Raw genomic sequence first — 25,791 nt, 5'->3', positions numbered from 1 at the left:
CGCACTTCACAGTCGGAGAGATAATTCTAATGGTGACTTCCTGATCTCATCCGTTGCGCACGCAGCAAGCGTAGGGCGGATTAGTGCAGCGTAATCCACCACCTGACATGCGGCGGGTTATGCCTTCGGCTACCCCACCCTACGCCGCCCTCACCCCGCCCCGCCCGCCATCTGCCTGTTCGTCATCACCTGCGCCGCGATGATAATCCACGGGAGCACCAGCTCCGGCACGAGATAGGTGATCCACAATGCATGCGGTTCGGGCAGGCCGACCTTCGCAATCGACAGCACGCGGCCGAGGCCGCCGACGAACACCGTCGCCGCCATCAGGAAGACCAGCGTGTTGTGTTCGCGAATGGTCGATGCCGCCCACAGGCCCATGACGCCCGACATCAGATAGATGCCGCCCATGAAGCGATGCACATTGTCGAGCCGCGGCGCGGTCTCGGGCTGGCCCAGATACATCTGCAGCGAGCCGCCGAAGATGGCGATGGCGCCCACCAGAAACAGGCAGACCTGGACAACGCGCTGACTGAGCAGCATCGGTTCGGCGGGCATGGCAATGTCCCCTTTTGAAAATGTGCAACGGCAATGCCCGACGCTAGCGCGCGGCCAGGAACAATCATAGGGTGTGCCGGAGCGATCCTGTGGAGCGGCGGCGTTTGCCGCTGGCGAAGGCCGAGGACGTATCAAAGCTGCCGGTGATCGCCGGCTGCCTGAGCTGAGTGAATGCATGGACGCGCCAAAGCTTCCGGGACAGCGGATCTTCGACCTCTATCTCCTCGCCGACAAATGGACCGCCACCTTCAATGAGGACGGCCGCGGCGTCAGCCTGACGGACGATTCCGTTGCCTGGATATCGGGGCACAGAGCGGAAATGGCTGCTCTCACAGGCGTCGTCAGCGTTCGCCTGCAATTCGTAGCAGACAATGAAGATTTCGGATCGTTCCGGAAATGCAGGATCGAGTTCGGCGACGGCCGACGGCTCACCGTCACGGATTGGACGCGCACCAGACGCGGCGAAGCGGCACCGGGCTATCGCGCATTTGTACACGATCTACACAACCGGCTCGTCGCTCATGGCTCTCCGTCGGTCCGTTACCTGACCGGAAAGGCACCGCGGGAGGCCCGGATCGAGCGCGTGGTGATCGGCGCGTTGCTGCTGTTCGGTGCGCTCATTACGCTGCTCTCCGATCCCACCCCGAAAAACGCATTCGGCCTTCTGCTCATCGTGCTAGCTGCAGTCGCCTTTCTGTCGGCCATGCGCATAGACATGTCCAAGGCGGACGAATACGACCCGACGGAGCTGCCCGAAGCGCTGATCGTACCGGATGAAGGGCGGCTTGCGAGAACGCGCTAGCGGGGTATGGGCGCGACAATGAGGCGGCGGCGTTTGTGGCGCGCCCTCTCCGCGCTCCCGCGCACAGCGAGCGCGATTCGAAGGGTGGTGATCGAGGCTGCGTTAGAGACGGCCCCTCACCCGACCGGCTTCGCCGGTCGACCTCTCCCCGCATGGCGGGGAGAGGTTAGGAGCGCGCACAATGAAAAAGGCGAACCTTACGGTCCGCCTTTTTATTCGGTCACGCCGCTCGTCGTGGAGAAGTATGTCAGGCCCCTCGTCACGCCAGCCTGAGCGTGAGCTGCTGCTCGCGGCCGGCGTGGCGCTGGACGAAGTCGTCGAGCGACGAGGTGACGTCCTCGTAATTGCGGTCGGCGCGGCGGCGGATCTCGCGGGCGACGTCTTCCGACACGTCGTCGGCCCAGCGCTCGGCGGTGTTGAAGGCGATCACGCGCTGCGGATCGTTGTACTGGCCGGACATCAGATCGGCGATGACGGTTTCGAGATCGGTCGCCGCGACATCGGCCTCGCGCCAGGCGCAGCCGGCGCGGTCGAAACAATCCAGCACGAGATAGACGGTCTGCTCGCCGGCATCCGGCACCAGCGACGGGGTCCAGGCGCGCGTCATCCCGCCCTCCTGCCCTTGGTCACCCCTTTGGCCACCGGCCGCGCCGCCTTCTTCGCCGGTGCGGGCTCCTTCTTGCCGGTGATCGGCAGCAGCATTTCCTTTTGGCCGGTGGCGCGCTTCGGCGGCTTCTTCGCCTTCGGCTTCGGCGCGGCGCCGCCGCCCTTGAGGCTCTGCTGCAAAGCGGTCATCAGGTCGACCACATTGGTGCCGGGCCGCGCCTTGCCATGCGGCTTGATGGCGACGCCGCTGCGCTTCTGGTTGACGAGATCGACCAGCGCGGACTCGTAGCGATCCTCGAATTTGCCGGGCTCGAATTCGGCGGCCTTCTGCTCCACGATGTGCCGCGCCAGATCGAGCATGTCCTTGGTGACCTTGACGTCCTGGATGTCGTCGAAATACTCGGCCTCGTCGCGCACCTCATAGGGATAGCGCAGCAGCGTGCCCATCAGCCCGTTCTTCAGCGGCTCCAGCGCGATGATGTGCTCGCGATTGGTGAGCACGAGCCGGCCGATGGCCACCTTGCCCATGTCGCGGATGGTCTCGCGGATCACCGCATAGGCGTCATGGCCGATCTTGCCGTCGGGCACGAGATAATAGGGACGGATGGCGTAGCGCGGGTCGATATCGGCCTTCGGCACGAATTCGTCGATCTCGATGGTCCGGGTGGAGTCCAGCGCGATGTTGTCGAGTTCGTCTTTCGACACCTCGACATAGGTATCGGTATCGACCTTGAAGCCCTTCATGATGTCGTCCGCCGCCACCTCCTCGCCGGTATCCGCATCGACCTTGAGATATTTGATGCGATGGCCGGTGTTGCGGTTGATCTGGTTGAAGCTGATCTTCTCGGAATCCGACGTGGCGGGAAACAGCGCGACCGGACAGCTCACGAGGGACAGGCGCAAAAAGCCCTTCCAATTGGCACGCGGGGCCATGGCAATACTCCAACTCACACGACGCGACACAATCCCGACTCAAGCGGGACCCGCCCGATTTGTTCCCGGCGCCGGAACCATGCGGGCGAAGGACACGCGTGACACAAAGCCTCTTGACGAAAAGAACAAATCATGAACATGTTTGCTGCCACATACCTTGGCAACGAGCGCGTGAATACACGGCACGCACACACGAAAATGCCCGGCGCGAGGCCGGGCATCATCAGAAGGAGCGATCGACAGCGACCGTTAGTTATCCAGGAACGAGCGCAGCTTGCGCGACCGCGACGGGTGCTTCAGCTTGCGCAGCGCCTTGGCTTCGATCTGACGAATACGTTCGCGGGTCACCGAGAACTGCTGGCCGACTTCTTCCAGCGTGTGGTCGGTGTTCATGCCGATGCCGAAGCGCATGCGCAGCACGCGCTCTTCGCGCGGGGTGAGCGAGGCCAGCACGCGCGTGGTGGTTTCGCGCAGGTTGGACTGGATCGCCGCGTCGATGGGCAGGATCGCGTTCTTGTCCTCGATGAAATCGCCGAGATGCGAGTCTTCCTCGTCACCCACCGGGGTTTCGAGCGAGAGCGGCTCCTTGGCAATCTTGAGAACTTTTCGAACTTTCTCCAGCGGCATACCCAGCTTCTCAGCCAGTTCCTCAGGAGTAGGTTCGCGGCCGATCTCGTTGAGCATCTGGCGCGAGGTGCGCACGATCTTGTTGATCGTCTCGATCATGTGCACGGGAATGCGGATGGTACGGGCCTGATCGGCGATCGAACGCGTGATCGCCTGCCGGATCCACCAGGTCGCATAGGTCGAGAACTTGTAGCCGCGGCGATATTCGAACTTATCGACGGCCTTCATCAGACCGATATTGCCTTCCTGGATCAGATCCAGGAACTGCAGGCCGCGGTTCGTATACTTCTTGGCGATCGAGATCACGAGACGGAGGTTGGCTTCCACCATCTCCTTCTTGGCCTGGCGGGCTTCGCGCTCGCCCTTCTGCACGCCGTGCACGATCTTGCGGAATTCGCCGATCTCAAGGCCGGTGAGGGCCGCGAGCTGCTGGATTTCGCCGCGCAGTTCCTTGATGCGGTCCTTCTCGATGGCGACGAAGTTCTTCCAGCCCTTGGCCGAGAGTTTCGAGACGCGGTTGAGCCAGCGCGGATCGAGCTCCGAGCCCTGATAGTTGCGCAGGAAGTCCTCGCGCGCGACGCCGTGGCTGTCGCCTAGACGCAGCAGGCGGCCCTCGAACGAGACGAGGCGCTTGTTGATGTCGTAGAGCTGCTCGACGAGTGAATCGATACGCGCCTGGTTGAGGCGCAGCGACTTCACCTCGACGATGATCTCGTCCTTGAGCTTCTTGTACTTGCGCTCCTGCGACGGCGACAGCGAGGGGCCCTGCGAGGCGCTCTCGAGCTGGTTCGCTATGTCCTGTTCCTGCAGCTTGCGCAGCTTCTTGTAGCTGTCGGCGATCTTGTCGAAGGTCTCGACCACCTTCGGCTTCAGCTCGGCCTCGATGGCGGCGAGCGACATCTGGTTCTCGAACTCGTCGTCGTCCATGTCGCCGTCGGCAGCGCCTTCCGACGTGCTTTCGCCGGCGGGAGCCGCAGCAGGCGCCGAACGCGGCGGAGCCGGACGGAACGGGGTGGCGGACGGCGGCGCTGCAGGCGGCGCAGCCACGGCTTCGGCGCCTTCGGCCACAGCTTCGCCATCGCCGGTGGGCGGTGCGATCAGCGCCGGGTTCATGTTGTTCTTGGCGTCGGGGCCAGCGTAAGTCGCTTCGAGATCGATGATGTCGCGAAGGAAGATCTTTCCTTCGTTGAGTTCATCGCGCCAAATGATGATGGCCTGGAAGGTCAGCGGGCTTTCGCAGAGGCCTGCGATCATCGCCTCGCGGCCGGCCTCGATGCGCTTCGCGATCGCGATTTCGCCTTCACGCGACAGCAGTTCGACGGTGCCCATCTCGCGCAGATACATGCGGACGGGATCGTCGGTGCGCTCGCCGGGCTCCGACTTCTTGACTTCGGTGACGGCCTTCTGCGTGACTTCGACGAGTTCGTTATCGGTATCGTCGTCCTCGTCCTTGCTCTCTTCCTCGCCGTCGCTGTCTTCGTTTTCGGAAACGTTGATGCCCATGTCGGAGAGCATCGACATGATGTCTTCGATCTGTTCAGGAGAGGTGGTATCAGAGGGCAAGACGTCGTTGAGCTGATCGAAGGTCACGAAGCCGCGCTTCTTGGCCTGCTTGATCATCTTCTTGACGGCAGCGTCGGACAGGTCGAGCAAAGGTGACGGCGCGTCTGCGGAGTCCTTCTCCGGCGTGTCAGCTGCCTTGTCGTCTTTTTCCTTGTCCTTGGTCTGCAGCGTCTTTGCCTTGGTGGCCATTCAATGCTCCTGAAACGCGCTCACGCCGGGGGCGTCACCGCCCCGCTATCAATCCAGGGGCGCAAGCGCCCCGATCCAATCATCGTCACCACTTGACGCACAAAGGGCGGCGCATATCCATCGCCACCCCCGACGTCGTCTTCGCGGTTTTCACTACTTAAGCCCCAGACCCTTAACGTGGAGAGCCTTAAGCCCGGATTAACCCTGTTTTTGCAGCCAAACCATGGGTTTGGCGAGTCTTTTCGCGGTTTGCCCGGGCACCATCCGCAGCAAAGTTGCCTTACGAACTGCGCTGGAACCGCCCCGAGGATTCTCCGAATCCCTCGATCAGCGCCTCGATCCCGTCGACCTCAGCCAACCGGGCCTTCACATCGCGCAACCAGCCGTAGTTCGTTTCGCTCGCTTCTGCGCCCAGAGCAAGCTCCGCGTCTTTAAGCTCCCTAAGTAATGAGTGCCACTGGCGATGCAAGGCAACGAGCTGCGTCCAGGTGGAAAGAACATCCTCGCGGGCCGCGCCAGGCCGCGCCGCCCACACCGCCTGAGTGGTAACTGCCTGCTCAACGTGTTGTAATTGCTCGGAATATCCGGCTTTAACCAGATCTGAACGCATTTGTTCACTTTGCTCGGCCTCATCGCCGTGATGATGCTCATGGGCAAAGGCCGCGATGATCGCGGCACGCAGCCGGTGCATCTCGGGATGGGCGAGTTCCAGCGCGGCCACCTCTTCCAGCCGGTCATGCAGCAGCCAGGGGTGGTTGATCAGCGACTGCACGATCAGCGCCTCGCGCCGGGAGATGGCGCTGCGCTGGCCGCGCATGATCGACGAGGTCGCAAGCTGTGGACTGACCACCTGATAGGGCCCGCGCTGGATGGTCTGGGGTCCGGCATTGGCCCCAAACCGCCCGCCGCTACTGATTCGCCCCGCCGGACCGGGGGTGAACGGGCGCGGAGAACGGGCAAAACCGCCGCCTCCGCCGCCCTGCTGGAAGCCGCTGCGGCCGCCGTTGTTACCGCCGTAGTTACCGCCGTAGTTTTTTGGGCCGGTGCCGAAGGCGCGCTGCAGCCGCTCGGTCATGTCCTGGCGGTAGTATTTCTTCACGACATCGTCGCGGATGCCGTTCGACAATTCGTTGATGCGCGCCTCCAGCGCGGCACGGCGCTCCGGCGTCGCGAAGGTGCCGCCGGCGATCTCGCGCGCCCAGATCAGATCCGACAGCGTGCCCGCCGCCGCCATCACGTCCTCGATGGCCGCGCGGCCGCCGGAGCGCGCGAGGTCATCGGGGTCCTGCCCCTCGGGCAGCAGCGCAAAGCGCAAACTCTTGCCGGGCTTGAGATGCGGCAGCGCCAGCTCCGCCGCGCGCCATGCCGCCTTCTGGCCGGCCTTGTCGCCGTCGAAACATAGGATCGGCTCGTCAGCCATCTTCCACAGCAGTTGAAGCTGGTTCTCGGTGAGTGCCGTGCCGAGCGGCGCCACCGCGCCGGGGAAGCCGACGCCGACCATGGCGATGACATCGACATAGCCTTCGACCACCACCAAGGCTGCGCCGTCATGCGCGGCCTTCCGCGCCATCGGCAGGTTGTAGAGATTGTCGCCCTTGTGAAACAACGGCGTTTCCGGCGAGTTCAGATATTTCGCCGGCGCATCCTTCTTCAGCGCACGGCCGCCAAAGGCGATGATGCGCCCGCGCACGTCGGAAATCGGAAACATCACGCGGTCGCGGAAGCGATCATAGGGCACGGGGATGTCTTCGCCGCCGATCAGCAATCCCGCCTCGACCATGTCGGGTACGGGCACGCCGGCGGCGCCGAGATATTCCTTCAGCGCGAAGCGGTCTTCGGATGCAAAGCCCATGTGGAACTGGAGCTGCACCGCAGGCGTGATGCCGCGATCGGCGAGATAGCCGCGCGCACGGGCGCCTTCGCGCCCCACCAGCGTCTCCGCAAAAAACTTTGCGGCGAGATCCATGACGTCATAGAGCGTCTTGCGGCGCTGCTCATGGCGCGCAGCGTCCGGCGTCGCCGCCGGCAGCGCCACACCCGCCATCTGCGCCAGCCGCTCGACCGCTTCGACGAAACTGGCGCCGTCGGTCTCCATCACGAAATTGATGATGTCGCCGTGCTTGCCTGACGAGAAGTCGTGGTAAAACCCCTTCTCGTCATTGACGAAAAACGACGGCGACTTTTCCTGCTGGAACGGCGACAGCCCCTTCCACTCCCGCCCCGCCTTCTTCAACTTGACGCGCTTGCTCACGACTTCCGAAACCGGAAGCCGGGCGCGCAGATCGTCGAGGAATTGGGTCGTGAAGCGCATGGGGCCGTTATCGTGCGATCAGGTTAGGTAAGTGTTGCGGGCTCGGATGTGAGCCTTTTGGGCCTTGGCCCATGAGCCTTGGCCCAGCCGACCATGGATATAGGTTTTCCGGGAGCAGATTTGAACTGGCCGTTATTGATACCGCTATTCACAGGGCCGGACCGGATTGGGTGCCCACACTCCGACCTCATCCTGAGGAGCGCGCTCTTGCGCGCGTCTCGAAGGATGGCGGGCCATTCGCTGGAGACGCACCCCACATTCATGGTTCGAGACGGCACAAGAGCGCCTCCTCACCATGAGGACGGAGTTTTTGATGAGATACCCCGCCATTCCAATTGGAATGGCTGAGGTTCGCTCGCGGCTGTCGCCGCGCACGCCCCGGAATGACGTAGGTGTGGCAAGCTTGTTTCAATTTGCTTGAACTCGCCCCGGTTCCACGATCACATATCCCATGTTCACGACATTCCGCGGCGGAAATACCGGTGCATGGCAGGTGATCTCGATCTCGCCCGTCACAGGCGAGACGCTCAAACCCGTTGCGGCGCTGTCCATCACCCATGCCGACGCCATCTCGCTGCCGCTGCTGCCTTCGCAGACATCCTGGCGCCTCGCCGGCGTCGCCAGTCATGTCCGCTATGTCGAGCGGACCGAGAAGATCGCGCTGGTCGCCGTGCAGGCCGGGCTCGGCCGAGCTGAGGCAACCCATGGCGCACTGATCCCGATCAGGAAGAACGCCGCCTGGTGGGACATGACCCAGAACGAGCGCCGCCGCATCTTCGAGGACAAATCCCGCCACATCGCCGACAGCCTGAAATACCTGCCCGCCATCGCGCGGCAGCTCTACCATTCGCGCGATCTCGGCGAGCCCTTCGACTTCCTCACCTGGTTCGAATATGCGCCGGAACACGCGCAGGAATTCGAGGATCTCGTCGGCGGCCTGCGCGAGACGGAAGAGTGGAGCTATGTGGAACGCGAGGTGGATGTGCGGGTTGTGAAGGTGGCTTGACCAACCGCATATACAATCGTATATACGACGATAATCTAACTCTTACGTAGCAAACTCCCCATTCAGCACCCTATAGATGCTGATCTAAGTCGGGACTTTGCGATGATAGAGAACCTCGCGCATGTGTTCGTCGGCATTTCCGAGTTCGGCTGGAATCCGGCCAAGCGCGAAAGCAATCTGATCGATCACAAGATCGACTTTGCTGACGTTCGACAGATCTTTGATGGCTACATTTTCGTCCGGAGATCGGATCGTCATGGCGAAATCAGGTACCAAATCTTCGGCTATCTCGAAGGGCGAGAAGTCGCCGTCGCGTGCACGATCCGCGGCACATTCTGCCACATCATCTCGGCGCGCCGCGCGCGAAAAGACGAGCGAAGAAAATAATACGATCGTCTCTAGATACGAACCTATTCGAGGCAGGACCGATTGGGCCGCACTCGACGCACTGACCGACGAACAGATCGAAGAAGCGGTTCGCAATGATCCCGACGCCGTGCCTCTCGATATCGACTGGTCGGATGGCGTCGTCGTCATGCCCGCCAGGAAGAAGGCCATCTCCATCCGCATCGACGAGGACGTGCTGGATTTCTTCAAGAGCGAGGGCGATGGATATCAGGGCCGGATGAATGCGGTGCTGCGGTCTTACATGCTGCAGAAGGCCAAGCCGAAGACCAAGAAACGGACATAGTTCTCCCGTCGTTCCCCGCCGCTCCATAGGAGCGGCTGAGGGCGGGACCGGCGCCGAACATCCAACCTGCATGGCTCCCATTCAAGACGCCGCACTTCTGGCATGGCATCACATGCGCCATATCTCTCCCACCGCCCCGCCCGCCTGAAAGCCTGCATGTCCCATCCTGCCGAACATCCCGCCCGCGACTCCGGTCCCGGCGGCTGGCTGATTTTTTCCTTTGCCGTCGCCTGCGGCGTCACCGTCGCCAATATCTATTACGCGCAGCCGCTGGTGGGACCGATCAGCGAGAGCTTCGGGCTCGACCTGTCGTCGGCCGGCATCATGCTCACCATGGTGATGTTCGGCTATGTGCTGGGGCTGCTGTTCCTGGTGCCGCTCGGCGATCTTGTCGAGAACAAACGGCTGATCCTGATCACGCTGGGCAGCCTGATCGTGAGCTTGCTGATCGCCGCAGCCGCCCCCACTGCAGCGATCTTCATCGCCTCGACCTTGCTGCTCGGCGTCGCCGCCGTCGGCACGCAGATGATCCTGCCGGTGGTGGCGCATCTGGCGCCGGAGCAACGGCGCGGGCAGATCGTCGGCACCGTGATGAGCGGGCTCTTGTTCGGCATCCTGCTGTCGCGGCCACTGGCCACCATGGTGGCCGGCTCATTCGGCTGGCGCGCCGTGTTCGTGATGTCCGCGGTGCTGATGTGCGGCGTATTCGTGTTGATGGTGATCGCGCTGCCGCGCCGGCAACCGAAGCATGAGTTGACCTATGCGACGCTGATCCACTCGCTGTGGGACCTGATGTTGACCACGCGCGTGCTACAGCAACGCTCGGCCTATCAATGCCTGCTTTACGGCTCGTTCAGCCTGTTCTGGACGGCGATGCCGCTGGTGCTGGACCAGCCGCCGTTCTCGTTCGGCCATATCGCAATGTCCGCGTTCCTGCTGTCCGGCGCCGGCGGCGCATTGGTGGCGCCGCTTGCGGGACGCCTCGCCGATCGCGGCCGCGGCGATCTCGTGACCGTCACGGCCATGTTGCTCGTGCTGGTGAGCTTCGTGCTGACCTGGATCGGCGGCCACACCGGCGGCGCGACGGCCGTGACGCTGTTCGTGATCGCGGGCATCCTGATCGATGCCGGCACACAGGGCAATGTCGTGGCCGGACAGCGCGCCATCTACGCCCTCGCCGGGCATATCCGCAGCCGGCTCAACGCGCTGTTTCTCGCTTGCGCCTTCTTCGGCGGCGCGATCGGTTCGGGCTTCAGCGGATTTGCGGTGGCATCAGGCGGCACGTCGATGATCGCACTGATCGGCATCGGGGCATCGCTGATTGCGCTGGCGCTGTTCGGGCTGGAAGTCGCCAGCCGACGCAAGGCTGGTTAAGGCGCCAGGAAACGACCGGACATGATGCGCTTCGTCTCATCGACCGGCTTGTTGTAGATATAGGTCCAGGCTTCGCTCACGCTGCCATCAGCGAGCGTCACCTGTATCCGCTCGCGCAGATACAGTGTCGGCTGCGGATGGCCGGGGCCAACGCTCTCATAGTCATCGAACGCGGCCATCAGCTCGTCAACATTCCGTAGCCGAAACAGCTCGCCGAAAACGACGTCATTGGCATCGTCGGAATGCAGCAGGCCGGGATAATGCGCAATCATATAAAGCCTGCCACGGCAGGATGCCTCGCCGAGGAAATCCGCACCGGACGACAGCAGTTTCGACATCGGATGATCGAAACCACGCATCAGCGTGCCGTAGACGAAAACGCGATCGGGCATGACTTGAGTCAGACTTTCTCGGCCAGCGCCGCGGCGACATCGTCGCCGGCGGAGACAACATTAATGCTCACATCCATGCCGAGAAACGCATCGGCCGAGCCCATATAAGTGCCGTGCAGTGGCACCGCCTGGCGCGGATCGCGCGCGACCGCGACGCGAATGAGATCCTTGCTGCCGATGATGCCATTGGTCGGATCGAATTCGATCCAGCCCGCGGCCGGCAGATAGACCTGCACCCAGGCATGGGTGGAGCCGCCGCCCACATAATTGTGCTCGCGGTCGCCATGGATGAACAGATAGCCCGACACGAAACGCGCGGCGATGCCGAGCCGGCGCAGCGCCTCGATCATGAACAGCGCGAAATCGCGGCAGGTGCCGGATTTGGTCTGCAGCGTATCGAGCGGATGCTGGGTGCCGTGTTCATAGCGCTTGCGATAGGCGAACTGCTTGCGGATGCCGAGCGTCATGCCGGTCAGAATATTGACGGTCGGCGTGCGACCCTGCGGGTCGAGAAATCCGCGCGCCCATGCCGCCAGTTCACCATCGGGATCGCCATATTGCGGCCGGATGAATTCCTGCAGATCGGGCAGTTCCTCGGCGTCATACAGGAACGGATAGAAATAGGCCTTGTCGTCCGCCGTGAGCGCGAACTCATCCGACGGCAGATGTTCGATGGTCGCGGTGGATATGAAAGTGAGTTTGCGCGCGTGCTCGTCGAAGGTAGCGATCGCCACCGAATTGCCGAACACGTCATGGATCCAGCGCAGCGACAGCGGCTCCGGCGTGATCTCGAGCTTGCCGTTGAGCATGCGCAGATCATGGCCGTCGCGCGGCCGCAGCATGATCCGGTGTTCGCCGAACGCGACGGGATGCGCGTAGCGATATTCGGTCTTGTGATGAATCGTGAGCAAGGGCATCAATGGTTCGTTCATGCGTGATTTGTCCCGTGTAATTTATACGGAAGAAGTTTTTACGGAAGGCCCGGAAATCACGGGTCGGGATGCCGCATCGTTAGGCAATATCGGGGAAAAGCGTTGGACAGAGCCTTGGATAGCGATCAAGACACACTCCTACGTCTCGGCCCCGGAGAGGTTCCTCCGGTTCTGGAGATCAATACCGCCGGTACATCCCCTTTTCTGTTCACCTGCGATCACTACGGCCGGCTGATTCCCGAGATGCTGGGCGATCTTGGCCTCCCCGAGAGCGAGCTCGTCCGCCACATCGCCTGGGATGTCGGCATCGCTGGCGTCGCCGAGCAGATGGCTCGGGCGCTGGGTGCGCATCTCGTGGCGCAGCGCTATTCGCGGCTCGTCATCGACTGCAACCGCCCGCCGGACGCCGTGAGCGCGATTCCGCTGATCAGCGAAGCGACCACCGTGCCCGGCAATGACGGTCTCACGCAGGACGCCAAGGCGCGCCGGCGCGAGCTGATCTTCGATCCGTATCACCACCGCATCGACGAGGTGATCGATGCACGGCAGGCGAGCGGCCAGCCGACAGTGCTGGTGTCGCTGCACAGTTTCACGCCTGTCTATGCCGGCATTCCCCGCCCCTGGCATATCGGCACGCTCTATCAGCACGACAGCAAACTGCCGCCATTGCTGCTGCATCATCTGCGCGCCGAGGCCGATCTGGTGGTGGGTGACAACGAACCCTATGCTGTGTCGGATGCGACCGACTACACGATCCCCGTGCATGGCGAGAAACGCGGGTTGATGAATACCGGCATCGAGATCCGGCAGGACCTGATCACCGACCCCAGCGGCCAGACCGAATGGGCGGAGCGGCTGACGCGCATCTTCAGCGAGATCGATGCGACGCTGATCACGCCGCGCGCGTCGCATCTCTAGGCCCTGATGCCGGCGTAGCTGCCCAATGCATATGCGCGGCATGCGGTGCCTAGCCGTGCGTCCCGATGAAATAGGCCACCACCACAAATCCCGACGCGACCGCCCACAGAAAATAGGCCGCGCGACCACCGGGGCTCAGCGTCGAGTCAGACGGGTTGTCCGGATTGACGAAGACCTTCACGGCGTCACCGTTCTTGTAGTCCATCCCGAACAGCCGCAACTGCCATTGCGGTGGGTTCGGGTTGCTCGTGCTCAAGCTCCCAGCGGACCCGATGTATGCGACGTGCTTGAAACGGTAATTGTATTGCACGTTCCGGGTCTGCATCACCGGCCCGCTGCGACCGGTGTCGCTGTCCCGACTCACATAGGTTTCGGGCGCGCCCAGCTTGACGATGCCGGGCACCACGGGCCACTTCTTGGCCAGGGACCCCTGCCGGTGTAGCGCCAACCCAAACAAGGCAACGAGGAAGCCGAACCCGCAAAGCGCCGTCACAATCGGCGATCGTTTCGGATCGACAAGATGGTCGGCGATGAATTCGTTGATGCGGGCGCCGCCAAAGATGCCGCCGACCACAATCACCAGCACGATGACGGCGGCGATGCCAAGGCAACCGCCGATGCCCTTCGGCATCTCGCGATCGAGTACAGCATCGCGCGGATGCCGCGGGTTGTAGTAGACCATCACCGCGGTGCCGACCGGATAGCGCGCGATAGTTTCCGCGACTTCGAAATTGCCGCGGTCCTCGCCGATGCTGACGCGGTTGTTGGTGAGCTTCTGTCCGCTCACGGTGTATTCGTAGACGATATTCGCAAAATTGCGCTTTTCGGTGCGTTTGCGATCTTCCCGCGTATCGTCGAGCACCTTGACGTCTCGCACTTCGGAGGTCGAGACGATCACCTTGCCGAAGGTCGATGGCCAGTCACTGGCAGCGCGGACCTGTAGATATTTATAGCCGGCGGCAACCAGAATCAGGCCGAACGGCGCGAGTAGCATGGCATAGACGAACCAGGGAATGTCGGGCACGGCGAAACCTCATGGCACGGCGCGGCGCGCCCCGAGGTTTGACGTGACGATGCGGGATAAGGTTCAGCGCGACAAAAGATTCAGCGGGCGCGTGTCAGTGCCAGCCAGACTCCGCCGCCGATCATGAAGCCGCCGGAGATGCGCGACAGCAGCCGCGTCCGCCGCGCCGAGAAGAACTGTCGCGCACGGCCCGCGGCCACCGCATAGACAATATCGGTGAGCGCGGCCGTCACCATGAAGGTTGCACCGAGGATTCCGACCTGCAGGATGTGGTTCTTCTCCATGTCGACGAATTGCGGAATGAAGGCGCCGAAGAACACCAGCACTTTCGGGTTGCTCAGCAGCACCATCATGCCCTGCAGGAAGAAGCCGCCACGCGGCGGTGCCGGCGGCGTATCCGCATCGATGCCCTCCACCGGCGCGCGGACCATCTTGATGCCGAGCCACACCAGATAGGCAGCGCCGGCAAAGCGCACCCAGTCGAACCAATAGCCCATGGTGGCCATCAGCGTTGCAAGCCCAAGCGCAACGATGCCGATCACCACGGCAAGCCCTGCCTGCGTGCCCGCAATGCTGATCATCGCCGCGCGCGTGCCGTAACGCAGCCCGTTGGCGATCACCAGCGTGACGTTCGGGCCGGGCAGCAGCGCAAGCGCGATGCAGGCAGCGACAAAGGCGAGATAGACTTGCAGCGACATAGGCACGCTCCTATTCCGATTTTATCTACGTCATGGCCGGGCTTGTCCCGGCCATCCACGCCTTCACTGTAGGCTAAGACGTGGATGCCCGGCACAAGGCCGGGCATGACGACGGTGTGTTGTCTTAACACTAGCACTCGTATTGCTCGCAGCAAAACACACTTGCCCGGCAGGGCGCCATCTGGTTGCCTGTCACTGCACGCATGGAGCAACGGCCATGATCGATATCAACAGGTTCCAGCCCGCGATCGTCTACACGATCTATATCGCCGCCACGCCCGAAAAAGTGTGGCAGGCGCTGACCTCGGCGGAGTTCAGCCGGCAGTATTTCTCCGGCTTCGCGGTGCAGCTCGAGGGAAACGTCGGCGGCGCGTTCAAGGTGCTCGCGCCGGATGGATCGCTGCATGTTTCGGGCGAGGTGATCGAACACGATCCGCCGCGCAAGCTCACCATCACATGGGATGTGAACTGGCCCGGACTTGTCGAAGCGCTCGGCTCGACACTCGTCACCTATGATCTCGTGCCGTCGGCCGAGACGGTGAAGCTGACGATGACGCAGGCGCATGACCGCACGTTGAGTGACGACATTCTCTCGGGCGGACGCGCAGGCTGGCCGGCGATCCTGTCCAGCCTGAAGAGTTTGCTGGAAACCGGCAAGGTCCCCGCGATCCAGATGGAGCCGCCGCTGAAGCTGCTGGCGGCGCTGAAGGAGATGGGAATCAAGGTGCCGGGGATGTGAGGCGAGGTGCCGGCCGTGCGCTCACTCTCCCCGCATTTGCGGGGAGAGGGGTGGGGTGAGGGGCAAGGGCACGTCGATGCAGCAGTTTTCTTCCATCGGGTCGGAGCGATCCGGTAGTTTCTCGATTGTTGTGAATGCGTGCCCTGCCCCTCACCCGCCGCGAAGACGCGGCGACCTCTCCCCGCAAAGGGCGGGGAGAGGTGAAGAACTACCCCAGCGCACGCAATTCCCGCCTGAGCACCTTGCCGGTCGCAGTCATCGGCAGGCTCTCCGCAAATTGCACGTGACGCGGATATTCATGCGCCGCGAGTTGCGACTTGACGAAATCCTGCAGCTCGCGTGCCAATGCATCGCTGGGCGCGAATCCTGGACGCAGCACGATCCAGGCCTTGATAGCTTCGGTGCGAATCGGATCGGGAATACCGACCACCGCCGACAGCGCCACCGCCGGATGCTTCAGTAGCGTATGCTCGATCTCCGATGGCCCGATGCGATAGCCGGCTGATGTGATCACGTCGTCTTCGCGTGACACATACCAGAAGTAACCGTCGTCATCCTGAATGCCGAGATCTCCGGTCAGCAGAAACTCACCGGCGAATTTCTTTGCGGTGCCTTCAGGGTTCTGCCAGTAGCCGAGCATGGTGCAGGGATTGGGCTGTCTGATCCCAACAATGCCGCGCTCGCCGCGCGGCAGCTCCTCGCCCTGCTCGTTGACGATACGCACATCGAAACCCGGCGTCGGCTTGCCCATGGAGCCCGGGCGGATCGGAAACAGATCGGCATTGTTGCCGACGACGAGATTGCATTCGGTCTGGCCGTAGATCTCATGCGCGTCGATACCGAACGTATTGCGCACCCAGTCGAGCAATTCCGAACCGAGCGACTCGCCGCCGGTGAGCATGCTGCGCAGCTTCACGCCATCATGTTTGACATTTGCCTGCCGCATCAGCTTCAGCGCCGTCGGCGGCAGGAACACGTTGCGTATCTTGTGGTCGGCCATCAGCTGCATCGCTGCCGCTGGTTCGAATTTCCTGGCGCGATAACCGACGATCGGCACGCCGTGATACCAGGCCGGAAACAGCGCATCGAACAGCCCGCCGATCCACGCCCAGTCGGCCGGCGTCCAGTAGACATCGCCCGGCTTCGGAAAGAAGCCGTGCACCATCTCCACATTGGGCAGATGGCCGAGCAGCACGCGATGGGCATGCAGCGCGCCCTTGGGATTTCCCGTGGTGCCCGAGGTGTAGATGATGATCGCGGGATCGTCGCAAGAGGTATCGACCGTCGTGAAGTCTTCGGACGCGCCCTCGATCGCCGACCAGAACGGTTTGGCACCGGCATGCGGTGCACTGTCCGTGACGTAGATATCCTGTAAATGAGGCAGCCGCTCGCGGATTTTCGACAGCTTGTCCCAGCCACTCGCGTCGGTGACGATGGCCTTGGCCCCGGAATTGGCAAGGCGGAATTCCAACGCGTCCTCGCCGAACAGCGTGAACAGCGGCACCGACACCAGCCCGGACCGGAACGCCGCGAGATGCGCCACCGGCAATTCCACCGATTGCGACAAAAACACCGCAATGCGGTCGCCGCGCTGCAGGCCATCCGCCTTCAGCACATTGGCGAAGCTGCGCGAGAAAGCCTGCATCTCGTCGAAGGAGAAACGATGCGTGCCGCGGTCCTCGTCCACATAGATCAGCGCCAGCCGCCCGCTACCGTCGGCATGACGGTCGCAGGCCACCGTCGCGATGTTGAATCGCTCCGGCACGTCCCAGCGGAAATTGCGGGCGAGCGTCTCATAATCCGTGGTTTCGACCAGCATGGCAGGCGGCTCCCTGCGGCCTTGCTTGCTTCTTCTCGTTATACCAGGGGAGAAGTCTGAACGGCCGCGGCCCCATTCTTAAACGAGGAGTCCCGTCCGCCAAAGTGCCTTGAAATTCCCGGCCCGGCATGGTCTCAAGCACCCTATTCGGAACCCGGCGCTATCAGCGCCTTCGCAAGCTCAATCCGGCAGAAATTCCCCATGGCACGCAGGTTTTCGGCCGCTTACCAGTCGGAGCCAGTATCCAGCCTGGCGCTGTGGGCGCGGCGCCTCGCGGTTTTCGCCGCCATTGCAGCCCTCACCTCGATCATCATCGTCCGCTTCGGGTTCCTCGAAGTAAAACCGGCACTGATGACCTTCTTCGGCGCGTTGGGATTCGCCGGCCTCTCGATCCTGGTAGCGCTCGCCGGCTTTGCCGCGATCTGGCAGAACGGCTCGCGGGGCATGAGTGTGATCATGGTGGCGCTGATGCTCGACGTCGTGATCCTGGCGTATCCCGGCTACCTTGCGTACCAGTATCGCAAGCTGCCGAAGATCCACGACATCACCACCGACCCCGTCGACCCGCCGCGCTTCGAGGCGCTGGCGCGGCTGCGGACCGGCGACGGCACCAATTCAGCCGTCTATTCCGGCCTCTACTCCGCGGAGCAGCAGCGCACGGCCTATCCGGATATCGAGCCGGTGGAGCTGGAGGTGCCCGTGCAACGCGCCTATGACGTGACGCGCGCTTTGGTCGAAAAGCGCAAGTGGATCGTCATCGACGAGCGTCCGCCGCAGCCGCCGCGCCGCATTGGCCGTATCGAGGCGGTGGCGCGCACCCCTATCATGGGTTTTCGCGAGGACGTCTCGATCCGCTTCACACCCGACGGCGAAGGCTCACGCGTCGATATCCGCTCGTCGTCGCGCTATTTCGAAGGCGACCTCGGCAGCAACGCCGCGCGCATCACCAAGCTGATCGATGACATCAACACCGCCGTCGACAGCGCGCCGGCGCCGAAGAAGGCAGCGACGCCGGCGAAGGCTGCGGCAAAGGGTGTGAAGAAGTAGACTTCGATATGCCGGCCTCTCGCTCCCTCTCCCCGCGCAGAGCGGGGAGAGGGTCGGGGTGAGGGGCGGAGCGCGGGCGCTCATCTCGGTTAGCAACAGAGGGTCGGCGCGATCCGATAGCCTGCAACTGCAGCGATCGAAGTGCCGTGCCCCTCACCCGCCGCGAAGACGCGGCGACCTCTCCCCGCGCAGAGCGGGGAGAGGTTAGATTGCAGCGACGCAGTTATCCCCGCGCACGTTTTTCCACGTTCGCGATCCGCTCGGGCACGCCGAACTCCTGCCGGCAGACATCAGCGAGGACCGCGATCCCTTCGCGGATTTCCTGATGGGTCGGGCTGGCGAAGCAGATGCGAATGTGGCTGTGCGCATAGGCCTTGTCGACAGACCATTCCGGGCCGGGATTGATCGACACGCCGGCCTTGAGCGCCGCCTGGTAGAGCTTCATGGCATCGACATTGGCGGGCAGTTTCACCCACAGAAAGATGCCGCCTTTGGGTTCGTCGAATTCCGCCGCCGTGCCGAACTGCTCGTTGAGCGCATCCATCAGCGTCTCCAGCTTGGCGCGCAGTCCGCGCGTCGCCTTTGGCACATGCGTGGCGAAATGCGGCACGCAATATTCGGCGAGGACCATCTGCTCCAGTGCGCCGGACCCGGCATCGGTCTTCAACGCCAGCATGCGTGACATGATCTCCCAGGGCGCGACGATGTAGCCGACGCGGAGGGCAGGCGCGATCGACTTGGAGAACGAGCCGATATGGATCACGCTGCCGGTCTTATCCATCGCGTGAATCGCCGGCGGACGCTCGCCGTTCCAGATCAGGTCGGCATAGCAATCGTCCTCAAAGATGGGGACGCCATATCTGGCCGACAGTGCCAGCAGCTCGCGGCGACGGCTTTCCGGCATGATGGTGGCGGTCGGGTTCTGCACGGTCGGGATCGTATAGATATATTTCGGCCGGATGCCCTTCGCCTTCAGATCTTCCAATGCTGAGGCCAGCGCGTCCATCCGCATGCCGTCGTCATCCAGGGGGATGCCGACGATATTGACGCCGAGACGGGTGAGCCGGTTGATGGAGCCTTGATAGCAGTCGCGCTCGATGATGACGGTGTCGCCCTTGGCCAGCAGGCTGTGATTGACGAGATCGAGCGCCTGCAGCGAGCCGGAGACAACCAAGATGTCATCGGCGCTACAATCGATGCTTGCGTCGCGCTTCAGCTTGGCAGCAATGAAATCCCGCAGCGGCAGATAGCCCTGCGGACCGCTCGCCAGACCGTAGGTTGCCAGCGTGCGGCCCTCGCGCAGCATGACGGCATTGGCGGCAGCGGTCAGGCCCTCCACCGGCACCTGGTCCATGTCATTGTTCCCGCCGACGAAGCTGTATTTGGCGAGACCGGTCCATTTTGCCGCAGCCGCGGGCAGGCCCGGAGGCAGCAATGGCGCGTAGTCGAACCGTGTGGTGGTCATGAACGTCGTCTCCCTGCAGCCTTTTATGATGAAGGCTGCCTCGTTGGACCGCCCTCCGCGTGTATCGCGCGCCGAATGCCGGATATTACCCCTTTGCCCTCACGCGGCGCACCATTAGAGTGCCGCCGAAATGTAAGGCTTTTCCGGCAGGGGCATGCACGACTTAATCCGCGATATCACGCTGTGTATCCTGTTTGCGTGGGGCATCGGGCTTATTGCGCATTTCACCCGTCAGCCGCTGATTCTTGCTTATCTGATTGCCGGCTTCATCATTGGGCCATTCGGCATCGGCTGGGTCAAGTCGGACGAATCCATCAGCACGATCTCCGAACTCGGCCTGATCTTCATGCTGTTCATGATCGGTCTCGAGATCGATCTGAAGAAGATCATCCGCGCCGGCAAGGTCATCCTGTTCGCCGCGGGCGGCCAGTTGATCGCAGGCTGCGTGCTCGGCGCGGCCTTCTTCATGGCGCTCGGGCTCAAGCTCGGCGGCGGTGGGTTCGATGCGCTGTATCTCAGCGTCGCCTGCGCACTGTCCTCGACGGTGGTCATCGTCAAGGTGCTCTACGAGAAGCGCGAGCTCGACACACTGCCCGGCCGCATCACGCTCGGCATCCTGGTGCTGCAGGACATTTTCGCGATCCTGTTTCTGGCGGTGCAGCCGAGCCTCGCCGATCTGCAGGTCAGCGTCATTGCGCTGTCCATCGCCCGCGTCGGCGTGCTGGTCGCCACCGCGCTGATCCTGAGCCGCTACGTGCTGCCGGCGCTGTTCCACCAGATCGCACGGCGCCCGGAACTGGTCCTCTTGGGCGCGCTGGCCTGGTGCTTCCTGATCGGCGAGATCGCCGAACGGCTGCATCTGTCGCGCGAGATGGGATCGCTGGTGGCCGGCGTATCGCTGTCGACCTTCCCCTATGCGCTGGACGTCACCGCCAAGGTGACGACGCTGCGGGACTTCTTCATCACGCTGTTCTTCGTCGCCGTCGGCATGACGATCCCGATCCCGAACGGCGCCACTATCGGCCTCGCACTGATCATCGCCCTGTTCACCGTGATCAGCCGCTTGCTCACGACCTTCACGCCGCTCTATCTGATGAAACAGGGGCTGCGCGCCAGCCTGCTGCCGGCGCTCAATCTGGCGCAGATCAGCGAATTCTCGCTGGTGGTGCTCCAAACGGGAATTGCCGCCGGCCATATCACCACGCAGACCTCCAGCGCGGCGTCCTTCGCCTTCGTGATCCTGGCGGTCCTCTCCACCTTCGCGATGATGCGCAGCGACCAGATCACGCGCCTCTTGATCGGCCCGATGAAGCGCATCGGGCTGCGCGACCTCGACCACGGCCAGAAGACTCATGACGCCGATCACGCCGCCGGCCATGGCGAAGCCCGCCGCATCGTCATTCTCGGCTTCTTCCGCACGGCGTCCGCCCTGCTCGCCGAGATCGAGCGCCAGAACGAGTCGCTGCTCGATCAAATCAGCGTCGTCGACTTCAATCCGAACGTCTTCCGCACTCTGGTCGGGCGCGGCCAGCATGTGATCTATGGCGACATCAGCAATGTCGACACGCTGGTCCATGCCGGCGTCGGCAATGCCGAGATCATCATCCTCAGCGTGCCGGACTCGCTGCTGAAGGGCGCGAACAACGAGAAGCTGGTCCGCCATGTCCGCTCGATCAACCCCAACGCCAAGATCATCTCCACGGCGGACGTGCTCGGCGACGTGAGCGATATTTACGCGGCGGGCGCCGACTACGTCACCGTACCCCGGCTCAGCGACGCCCATGCGCTGTACGAGGTGATCGAGGCCGCCGATCAGGGCCTGCTGGACGCCAAACGCGCCGACATGGACGCGCAGCTGGCGGAGCGGCGGGAAGTGCTGCCTTAACCTCTCCCCGTTCTTTACGGGGAGAGGTCGCCGCGTCTTCGCGGCGGGTGAGGGGCATGGCACGGACTTCACCACATCGACGGAGTTTGCGGATCGCAAGAGCCCCTCACCCCGCCCTCTCCCCGCAAGAGCGGGGCGAGGGAGCGAGAGGCCGGTGCCTAGCCTACCTCCATTCCGCACTGCGAACCCGCATACCGCCCCCCATTTCCGCGGGTTGCACCGCCCCCCGCTCTGCGCCATATGGACTTCACACAGAGCAAGAGTGCATTCATGGCCGACCCGATTTCAGACGTTCTGCAAGCCTTTGCCGCCGGCGAAATGGTCGTGGTGACCGACGATGACGACCGCGAGGGTGAAGGCGACCTCATCGTCGCCGCGTCGTTCTGTACCGCCGAGAAGATGGCCTTCATCATCCGGCATACTTCCGGCATCGTCTGCGCGCCGATCACCACCGAGGATGCACGCCGGTTGCGGCTCGATCCGATGGTGGTCAACAACGATAGCAATCACACCACCGCCTTTACCGTCTCCATCGACTACAAGCCCGATGGCGGTACCGGTATTTCGGCCGATGAGCGCGCCTCGTGCTGCCGCGCACTGGCCAATCCGAATGCCGGCGCCAATGACTTCGCCCGCCCCGGTCATATATTCCCGCTGATCGCTAGAGAGGGCGGCGTGCTGATGCGCTCCGGCCATACCGAGGCCGCCGTCGATCTGTGCAAGCTGGCCAATCTCGCCCCGGTCGGCGTCATCAGCGAATTGATGAACGACGATGGCTCGGTGATGAAGGGCCAACAGGTCGTCGACTTCGCGGCCAAGCACAAGCTCAAGCATGTCACGATCGCTGACATGATCGCCTATCGCCAGGCCCGCGAAAAGCTGATCGAGCGCGTCTCGACCTTCACCACCGACAGCCCGATCGGCCCGCTGCATGGCTATTCGTATCGCTCGCCGTTCGATCCGATCCACCATGTTGCCTTCGTTTACGGCAGCGTCGGCGACGGCAAGAACGTGCTGACGCGCTTCCACAAGCCGAACATCGTGCGCGACGTGTTCTTCGGCCCGGCCAAGATGCAGCCCGTGCTGGAACGCTTCAAGAAGAACGGCAGCGGCGTGCTGGTTTATCTGCGCGATGGCGCCGCGGGCGTGCCCGTCGAGCCGCTCGATGCGCCGAAGTCGGCGGAAGCCGACCGCAACCGGCAGTGGCGTGAAATCGGCGTCGGTGCACAGATCCTGCGCGATCTCGGCGTCACCTCGATCCGCCATCTGACCTCGTCGACCCATGACTACAAGGGCCTGTCGGGTTTCGGCATCGAGATCGCCTGCAACGAACAGCTTGATGGCGATAGTTCAAAGACCTAAAATGCCGTAGCACGCAATGCGCGGGTGCCACCTGAGACGGCACCCTGTTGAGCGAAACAGCGCTTGCGACCAGAACACGCGCAGCCAATGCGCATTACTCAGCCATGATGTGAAAGGGATTTCGATGAGCGTTGCCCCCAAGGCAAAGGACAAGCCGGCCGCTGCAAGTTTCCAGTGGGACGATGCGTTCCTGCTCGATAGCCAGCTCACCGAAGACGAGCGCATGATCCGCGACACCGCGCGCGCTTACGCCCAGGACAAGCTGCTGCCGCGCGTCAACGACGCTTATCTCAATGAGCATACCGACCGCGAAATCTTCAATGAGATGGGCGAGCTCGGCCTGATCGGCATCACGCTGCCGGAAGACTATGGCTGCGCCAATGCCAGCTATGTCGCTTACGGCCTCGTGGCCCGCGAGATCGAGCGCGTCGACTCAGGCTACCGCTCGATGAACTCGGTGCAGTCGTCGTTGGTGATGTATCCGATCTACGCTTACGGCGACGAGAACCAGCGCAAGAAATACCTGCCCAAACTCGCCACCGGCGAGTGGGTCGGCTGCTTCGGCCTGACCGAACCCGATGCCGGCTCCGATCCCGGCGGCATGAAGACCCGCGCCGAGAAGGTGTCCGACGGCTACAAGCTGTCCGGCTCCAAAATGTGGATCTCGAACGCCCCGATCGCCGACGTGTTCGTGGTGTGGGCGAAGTCCGCCGCACATGACAACCAGATCCGCGGCTTCATCCTCGAGAAGGGCATGAAGGGCCTCACGGCACCGAAGATTGGCGGCAAGCTCAGCTTGCGCGCCTCGATCACCGGCGAAATCGTCATGGACGGCGTGATCGTGCCGGAAGAAAACCTGCTGCCCAACGTGTCGGGCCTGAAGGGTCCGTTCGGCTGTCTCAACCGAGCCCGCTACGGCATCTCCTGGGGCGTGCTCGGCGCCGCCGAAGACTGCATGGCCCGCGCCCGCCAGTACACACTGGACCGCAAGCAGTTCAACCGCCCGCTCGCGGCGACCCAGCTGGTGCAGAAGAAGCTCGCCGACATGCTGACCGAAATCTCGCTCGGCTTGCAGGGCAGCTTGCGCGTCGGCCGCCTGATGGATGAAGGCAATTTCCATCCGGACATGATCTCGGTGGTGAAGCGTAACAATTGCGGCAAGTCGCTGGATATCGCCCGCATGGCCCGCGACATGCACGGCGGCAACGGCATCCAAGCCGAATACCATGTGATGCGCCACGCGCAGAACCTGGAAACGGTGAACACCTATGAAGGCACCCATGACGTGCACGCGCTGATCCTCGGCCGCGCGATCACGGGTATCCAGGCGTTCGGTTAAGCCGCTCGCGCTTTAAATCAACCGCCTCGAAATGCCCGGCCTTGCGCCGGGCATTTTTCGTTTGAGGACTTCAAAACCAGGGCGGCTTGACGCGCCCGACATCATGTATCATCATAAGTTACATGAGACGAGACAACCGCCTCTCCGCCACGCTGCATGCGCTGCTGCACATGGCCGAGCAGAACCGCCCAATGACCTCAGCCGAACTGGCCATGTGCATGACCACCAATGCCGTGGTGGTCCGCCGCACCATGGCGGGGCTGCGCGAAGCAGGCCTTGTGCGTTCCGAAAAGGGTCATGGCGGCGGCTGGGAGATCGCGCGCGATCTGTCCACGGTGACGCTGAAGGACATCTATGACGCGCTGGGCAAGCCCAGCCTGATGGCCATGGGCATTCATCTTGAAAGCCCGACCTGCCTCGTCGAGCAGGCCGTCAATCACTCGCTCACATCGGCCTTCGCGGAAGCGGAGGCAGTTCTGATCGGCCGCCTTGCGGATGTCACGCTGGCGCAGCTCGCCGCGGATTTTCACGCGCGGGCGGAGGATCATCGCAGCAAAATTCAGAGCAAGAGTTCAAGGAAGACAAAATGAGTTTCGATGCCATCGTTGTCGGCGGTAGCTATGCCGGCCTCTCTGCAGCGCTGCAATTGGCGCGTGCGCGCCGCAAGGTCCTGGTGATGGATTCCGGCCAGCGCCGTAATCGCTTCGCTGAACACTCCCATGGCTTTCTCGGTCAAGATGGCCGTGCCCCGGGCGCGATTGCCGCGGACGCCCGCGCGCAGGTGATGGCCTATCCCACTGTCGAATGGGTCGATGCGACGGCCGCAGGTGGCTCGGGCGTCGTGAACGACTTCATCGTCAGCGCCGAGAGCGGCGCGCGCTATCAAGCCAGGCGCATCGTCCTCGCCGCCGGCGTGGTCGATACACTGCCGGATGTCCCCGGTCTTGCCGAGCGCTGGGGCAAGCATGTGTTTCACTGCCCGTATTGCCATGGCTATGAACTCGACCAGGGCCGCATCGGCGTGCTGGCCTCATCGGAGATGTCGATGCATCACGCCTTGATGCTGCCGGACTGGGGATCGACGACGCTGTTCCTCAACGGCGCGTTCACGCCGGACGCGGACCAGCTCATGCAACTGATGCAGCGCGGCGTCACCATCGAGCGTGAACCGATCAGGCAACTGTCAGGCGCATCCATCGAGGTCGAACTCACGGATGGCCGCGTCATTCCGCTCGATGGCATGTTCACGCTGACGCGCACCAGTCCGGCGTCGCCACTCGGCGCACAGCTGGGCTGTGCCATGGAAGACGGACCAATGGGACCGTTCCTGCAGACCGACATGTTCAAGGAAACCACCGTCTCCGGCGTGTTCGCCTGCGGTGACGTGGCGCGCGCGACGGGCTCCGTGGCGCTTGCGGTGGGCGATGGCGCAATGGCCGGGGTCGGCGCGCATCGGTCGCTGATGTTCGGGACGGGCCACGGGTAACACACAGTCGTCATTCCGGGGCGCG

Annotated in this window: 25 protein-coding genes; 13 read left to right on the top strand and 12 right to left on the bottom strand. The window is 62.9% G+C overall.

What is annotated here, in order from left to right; genetic code table 11:
* Positions 1-150 precede the first annotated feature (150 nt).
* Complete coding sequence (locus RSO67_RS22850) at positions 151-558, bottom strand: DUF4345 domain-containing protein (protein WP_315840699.1); 408 nt, start codon at positions 556-558, stop codon at positions 151-153.
* Positions 559-733: 175 nt separating this feature from the next.
* Between RSO67_RS22850 and RSO67_RS22845 the strand changes: the two genes are divergently transcribed.
* Positions 734-1,360: a hypothetical protein gene (locus tag RSO67_RS22845; protein ID WP_315840698.1), complete on the top strand. Its 627-nt coding sequence runs from the start codon at positions 734-736 to the stop codon at positions 1,358-1,360.
* A gap of 259 nt (positions 1,361-1,619) precedes the next feature.
* Here RSO67_RS22845 and RSO67_RS22840 read toward each other — a convergent pair whose 3' ends face one another.
* The 4 genes from RSO67_RS22840 to dnaG form a co-directional block, all read right to left on the bottom strand.
* Positions 1,620-1,967 (bottom strand): hypothetical protein, encoded by a 348-nt coding sequence (locus tag RSO67_RS22840; RefSeq protein WP_089262085.1) that lies wholly within the window; start codon positions 1,965-1,967, stop codon positions 1,620-1,622.
* Positions 1,964-2,899 carry a Ku protein gene (locus tag RSO67_RS22835; RefSeq protein ID WP_315840697.1) on the bottom strand — a complete coding sequence of 312 codons (936 nt, stop codon included), beginning with the start codon at positions 2,897-2,899 and terminating at the stop codon, positions 1,964-1,966. Before RSO67_RS22835 ends, RSO67_RS22840 begins: the two co-directional genes overlap by 4 nt.
* Positions 2,900-3,148: 249 nt before the next feature.
* Positions 3,149-5,278, bottom strand: coding sequence for an RNA polymerase sigma factor RpoD (gene rpoD / locus RSO67_RS22830; RefSeq protein ID WP_089262093.1), 2,130 nt, complete (start codon positions 5,276-5,278; stop codon positions 3,149-3,151).
* A 280-nt stretch (positions 5,279-5,558) separates the two neighbouring features.
* The gene (gene dnaG / locus RSO67_RS22825; RefSeq protein WP_315840696.1) at positions 5,559-7,589 is read right to left on the bottom strand and encodes a DNA primase; all 2,031 of its coding nucleotides are present in this window, start codon (positions 7,587-7,589) and stop codon (positions 5,559-5,561) included.
* Positions 7,590-8,040: 451 nt separating this feature from the next.
* Here dnaG and RSO67_RS22820 point away from each other — a divergent pair, with 451 nt between their 5' ends.
* Positions 8,041-8,595: a chlorite dismutase family protein gene (locus RSO67_RS22820; protein ID WP_315840695.1), complete on the top strand. Its 555-nt coding sequence runs from the start codon at positions 8,041-8,043 to the stop codon at positions 8,593-8,595.
* Positions 8,596-8,679: 84 nt separating this feature from the next.
* On the opposite strand, the gene RSO67_RS22815 is transcribed toward RSO67_RS22820, so the two are convergent.
* Positions 8,680-8,853: a hypothetical protein gene (locus tag RSO67_RS22815; protein WP_315840694.1), complete on the bottom strand. Its 174-nt coding sequence runs from the start codon at positions 8,851-8,853 to the stop codon at positions 8,680-8,682.
* On the opposite strand from RSO67_RS22815, the gene RSO67_RS30535 reads away from it, so the two are divergent.
* From RSO67_RS30535 to RSO67_RS22805, 3 genes are all read left to right on the top strand, one after another.
* Entirely contained in the window at positions 8,773-8,982 is a 210-nt protein-coding gene (locus RSO67_RS30535; RefSeq protein WP_410001910.1) for a BrnT family toxin, read from the top strand. The two genes, RSO67_RS22815 and RSO67_RS30535, sit on opposite strands and share 81 nt — an antisense overlap.
* Positions 8,882-9,286: a BrnA antitoxin family protein gene (locus RSO67_RS22810; protein ID WP_410001909.1), complete on the top strand. Its 405-nt coding sequence runs from the start codon at positions 8,882-8,884 to the stop codon at positions 9,284-9,286. Before RSO67_RS30535 ends, RSO67_RS22810 begins: the two co-directional genes overlap by 101 nt.
* A gap of 156 nt (positions 9,287-9,442) precedes the next feature.
* The gene (locus RSO67_RS22805; RefSeq protein ID WP_315840692.1) at positions 9,443-10,660 is read left to right on the top strand and encodes an MFS transporter; all 1,218 of its coding nucleotides are present in this window, start codon (positions 9,443-9,445) and stop codon (positions 10,658-10,660) included.
* Here RSO67_RS22805 and RSO67_RS22800 read toward each other — a convergent pair.
* Entirely contained in the window at positions 10,657-11,052 is a 396-nt protein-coding gene (locus RSO67_RS22800) for a gamma-glutamylcyclotransferase family protein (RefSeq protein WP_315840691.1), read from the bottom strand. The genes RSO67_RS22805 and RSO67_RS22800 overlap by 4 nt on opposite strands.
* 8 nt (positions 11,053-11,060) lie before the next feature.
* Positions 11,061-11,969 carry a transglutaminase family protein gene (locus RSO67_RS22795; protein ID WP_315844337.1) on the bottom strand — a complete coding sequence of 303 codons (909 nt, stop codon included), beginning with the start codon at positions 11,967-11,969 and terminating at the stop codon, positions 11,061-11,063.
* 129 nt (positions 11,970-12,098) lie between these two features.
* Here RSO67_RS22795 and RSO67_RS22790 point away from each other — a divergent pair, with 129 nt between their 5' ends.
* Positions 12,099-12,902: an N-formylglutamate amidohydrolase gene (locus RSO67_RS22790; protein ID WP_315840690.1), complete on the top strand. Its 804-nt coding sequence runs from the start codon at positions 12,099-12,101 to the stop codon at positions 12,900-12,902.
* A 49-nt stretch (positions 12,903-12,951) separates the two neighbouring features.
* On the opposite strand, the gene RSO67_RS22785 is transcribed toward RSO67_RS22790, so the two are convergent.
* Both RSO67_RS22785 and RSO67_RS22780 read right to left on the bottom strand, forming a co-directional pair.
* The gene (locus tag RSO67_RS22785) at positions 12,952-13,926 is read right to left on the bottom strand and encodes a DUF3592 domain-containing protein (protein ID WP_315840689.1); all 975 of its coding nucleotides are present in this window, start codon (positions 13,924-13,926) and stop codon (positions 12,952-12,954) included.
* A gap of 80 nt (positions 13,927-14,006) precedes the next feature.
* Entirely contained in the window at positions 14,007-14,624 is a 618-nt protein-coding gene (locus tag RSO67_RS22780) for a LysE family translocator (protein ID WP_120288488.1), read from the bottom strand.
* A gap of 217 nt (positions 14,625-14,841) precedes the next feature.
* Between RSO67_RS22780 and RSO67_RS22775 the strand changes: the two genes are divergently transcribed.
* Complete coding sequence (locus tag RSO67_RS22775; protein WP_410001769.1) at positions 14,842-15,363, top strand: SRPBCC family protein; 522 nt, start codon at positions 14,842-14,844, stop codon at positions 15,361-15,363.
* Between the two features lie 208 nt (positions 15,364-15,571).
* Here the strand turns inward: RSO67_RS22775 and RSO67_RS22770 are convergent, their stop codons facing one another.
* The gene (locus RSO67_RS22770; RefSeq protein ID WP_315840688.1) at positions 15,572-17,182 is read right to left on the bottom strand and encodes an acyl-CoA synthetase; all 1,611 of its coding nucleotides are present in this window, start codon (positions 17,180-17,182) and stop codon (positions 15,572-15,574) included.
* A 201-nt stretch (positions 17,183-17,383) separates the two neighbouring features.
* Between RSO67_RS22770 and RSO67_RS22765 the strand changes: the two genes are divergently transcribed.
* On the top strand, positions 17,384-18,229 hold the full coding sequence (locus tag RSO67_RS22765; RefSeq protein ID WP_315840687.1) for a DUF1499 domain-containing protein: 846 nt from the start codon (positions 17,384-17,386) through the stop codon (positions 18,227-18,229).
* A 223-nt stretch (positions 18,230-18,452) separates the two neighbouring features.
* Here the strand turns inward: RSO67_RS22765 and RSO67_RS22760 are convergent, their stop codons facing one another.
* Positions 18,453-19,694, bottom strand: coding sequence for a PLP-dependent aminotransferase family protein (locus RSO67_RS22760; RefSeq protein WP_315840686.1), 1,242 nt, complete (start codon positions 19,692-19,694; stop codon positions 18,453-18,455).
* A gap of 154 nt (positions 19,695-19,848) precedes the next feature.
* Here RSO67_RS22760 and RSO67_RS22755 point away from each other — a divergent pair, with 154 nt between their 5' ends.
* The 5 genes from RSO67_RS22755 (at position 19,849) to RSO67_RS22735 (ending at position 25,766) form a co-directional block, all read left to right on the top strand.
* Positions 19,849-21,579: a cation:proton antiporter gene (locus RSO67_RS22755; RefSeq protein ID WP_315840685.1), complete on the top strand. Its 1,731-nt coding sequence runs from the start codon at positions 19,849-19,851 to the stop codon at positions 21,577-21,579.
* A gap of 270 nt (positions 21,580-21,849) precedes the next feature.
* Positions 21,850-22,941, top strand: a complete 1,092-nt coding sequence (gene ribB / locus RSO67_RS22750; protein WP_089263618.1) for a 3,4-dihydroxy-2-butanone-4-phosphate synthase — start codon at positions 21,850-21,852, stop codon at positions 22,939-22,941.
* A gap of 124 nt (positions 22,942-23,065) precedes the next feature.
* Positions 23,066-24,280, top strand: coding sequence for an acyl-CoA dehydrogenase (locus RSO67_RS22745; RefSeq protein ID WP_120288483.1), 1,215 nt, complete (start codon positions 23,066-23,068; stop codon positions 24,278-24,280).
* 122 nt (positions 24,281-24,402) lie between these two features.
* Positions 24,403-24,870: an Rrf2 family transcriptional regulator gene (locus RSO67_RS22740; RefSeq protein ID WP_315840684.1), complete on the top strand. Its 468-nt coding sequence runs from the start codon at positions 24,403-24,405 to the stop codon at positions 24,868-24,870.
* Entirely contained in the window at positions 24,867-25,766 is a 900-nt protein-coding gene (locus RSO67_RS22735; protein ID WP_315840683.1) for an NAD(P)/FAD-dependent oxidoreductase, read from the top strand. Before RSO67_RS22740 ends, RSO67_RS22735 begins: the two co-directional genes overlap by 4 nt.
* Positions 25,767-25,791 lie beyond the last annotated feature (25 nt).

The sequence above is a fragment of the Tardiphaga sp. 709 genome (assembly GCF_032401055.1).
In the GTDB taxonomy this organism is placed as follows: Bacteria; Pseudomonadota; Alphaproteobacteria; order Rhizobiales; family Xanthobacteraceae; genus Tardiphaga.
The sequence above is the reverse complement of the archived record's forward strand: the minus strand, read 5'-3'. Positions and strand labels throughout refer to the sequence as shown.

What these genes read in the sequence shown, in the direction of transcription:
- dnaG (WP_315840696.1), bottom strand. Translation starts at nt 7,589, where the DNA reads ATGCGCTTCACGACCCAATTCCTCGACGATCTGCGCGCCCGGCTTCCG.
- RSO67_RS22815 (WP_315840694.1), bottom strand. Translation starts at nt 8,853, where the DNA reads ATGACGATCCGATCTCCGGACGAAAATGTAGCCATCAAAGATCTGTCG.
- RSO67_RS22740 (WP_315840684.1), top strand. Translation starts at nt 24,403, where the DNA reads ATGAGACGAGACAACCGCCTCTCCGCCACGCTGCATGCGCTGCTGCAC.
- RSO67_RS22835 (WP_315840697.1), bottom strand. Translation starts at nt 2,899, where the DNA reads ATGGCCCCGCGTGCCAATTGGAAGGGCTTTTTGCGCCTGTCCCTCGTG.
- RSO67_RS22805 (WP_315840692.1), top strand. Translation starts at nt 9,443, where the DNA reads ATGTCCCATCCTGCCGAACATCCCGCCCGCGACTCCGGTCCCGGCGGC.
- rpoD (WP_089262093.1), bottom strand. Translation starts at nt 5,278, where the DNA reads ATGGCCACCAAGGCAAAGACGCTGCAGACCAAGGACAAGGAAAAAGAC.
- RSO67_RS22760 (WP_315840686.1), bottom strand. Translation starts at nt 19,694, where the DNA reads ATGACCACCACACGGTTCGACTACGCGCCATTGCTGCCTCCGGGCCTG.
- RSO67_RS22765 (WP_315840687.1), top strand. Translation starts at nt 17,384, where the DNA reads ATGGCACGCAGGTTTTCGGCCGCTTACCAGTCGGAGCCAGTATCCAGC.
- RSO67_RS22850 (WP_315840699.1), bottom strand. Translation starts at nt 558, where the DNA reads ATGCCCGCCGAACCGATGCTGCTCAGTCAGCGCGTTGTCCAGGTCTGC.
- RSO67_RS22845 (WP_315840698.1), top strand. Translation starts at nt 734, where the DNA reads ATGGACGCGCCAAAGCTTCCGGGACAGCGGATCTTCGACCTCTATCTC.
- RSO67_RS22745 (WP_120288483.1), top strand. Translation starts at nt 23,066, where the DNA reads ATGAGCGTTGCCCCCAAGGCAAAGGACAAGCCGGCCGCTGCAAGTTTC.
- RSO67_RS22755 (WP_315840685.1), top strand. Translation starts at nt 19,849, where the DNA reads ATGCACGACTTAATCCGCGATATCACGCTGTGTATCCTGTTTGCGTGG.
- RSO67_RS22735 (WP_315840683.1), top strand. Translation starts at nt 24,867, where the DNA reads ATGAGTTTCGATGCCATCGTTGTCGGCGGTAGCTATGCCGGCCTCTCT.
- RSO67_RS22795 (WP_315844337.1), bottom strand. Translation starts at nt 11,969, where the DNA reads ATGCCCTTGCTCACGATTCATCACAAGACCGAATATCGCTACGCGCAT.
- RSO67_RS22800 (WP_315840691.1), bottom strand. Translation starts at nt 11,052, where the DNA reads ATGCCCGATCGCGTTTTCGTCTACGGCACGCTGATGCGTGGTTTCGAT.
- RSO67_RS22770 (WP_315840688.1), bottom strand. Translation starts at nt 17,182, where the DNA reads ATGCTGGTCGAAACCACGGATTATGAGACGCTCGCCCGCAATTTCCGC.
- RSO67_RS22780 (WP_120288488.1), bottom strand. Translation starts at nt 14,624, where the DNA reads ATGTCGCTGCAAGTCTATCTCGCCTTTGTCGCTGCCTGCATCGCGCTT.
- RSO67_RS22775 (WP_410001769.1), top strand. Translation starts at nt 14,842, where the DNA reads ATGATCGATATCAACAGGTTCCAGCCCGCGATCGTCTACACGATCTAT.
- ribB (WP_089263618.1), top strand. Translation starts at nt 21,850, where the DNA reads ATGGCCGACCCGATTTCAGACGTTCTGCAAGCCTTTGCCGCCGGCGAA.
- RSO67_RS22820 (WP_315840695.1), top strand. Translation starts at nt 8,041, where the DNA reads ATGTTCACGACATTCCGCGGCGGAAATACCGGTGCATGGCAGGTGATC.
- RSO67_RS22840 (WP_089262085.1), bottom strand. Translation starts at nt 1,967, where the DNA reads ATGACGCGCGCCTGGACCCCGTCGCTGGTGCCGGATGCCGGCGAGCAG.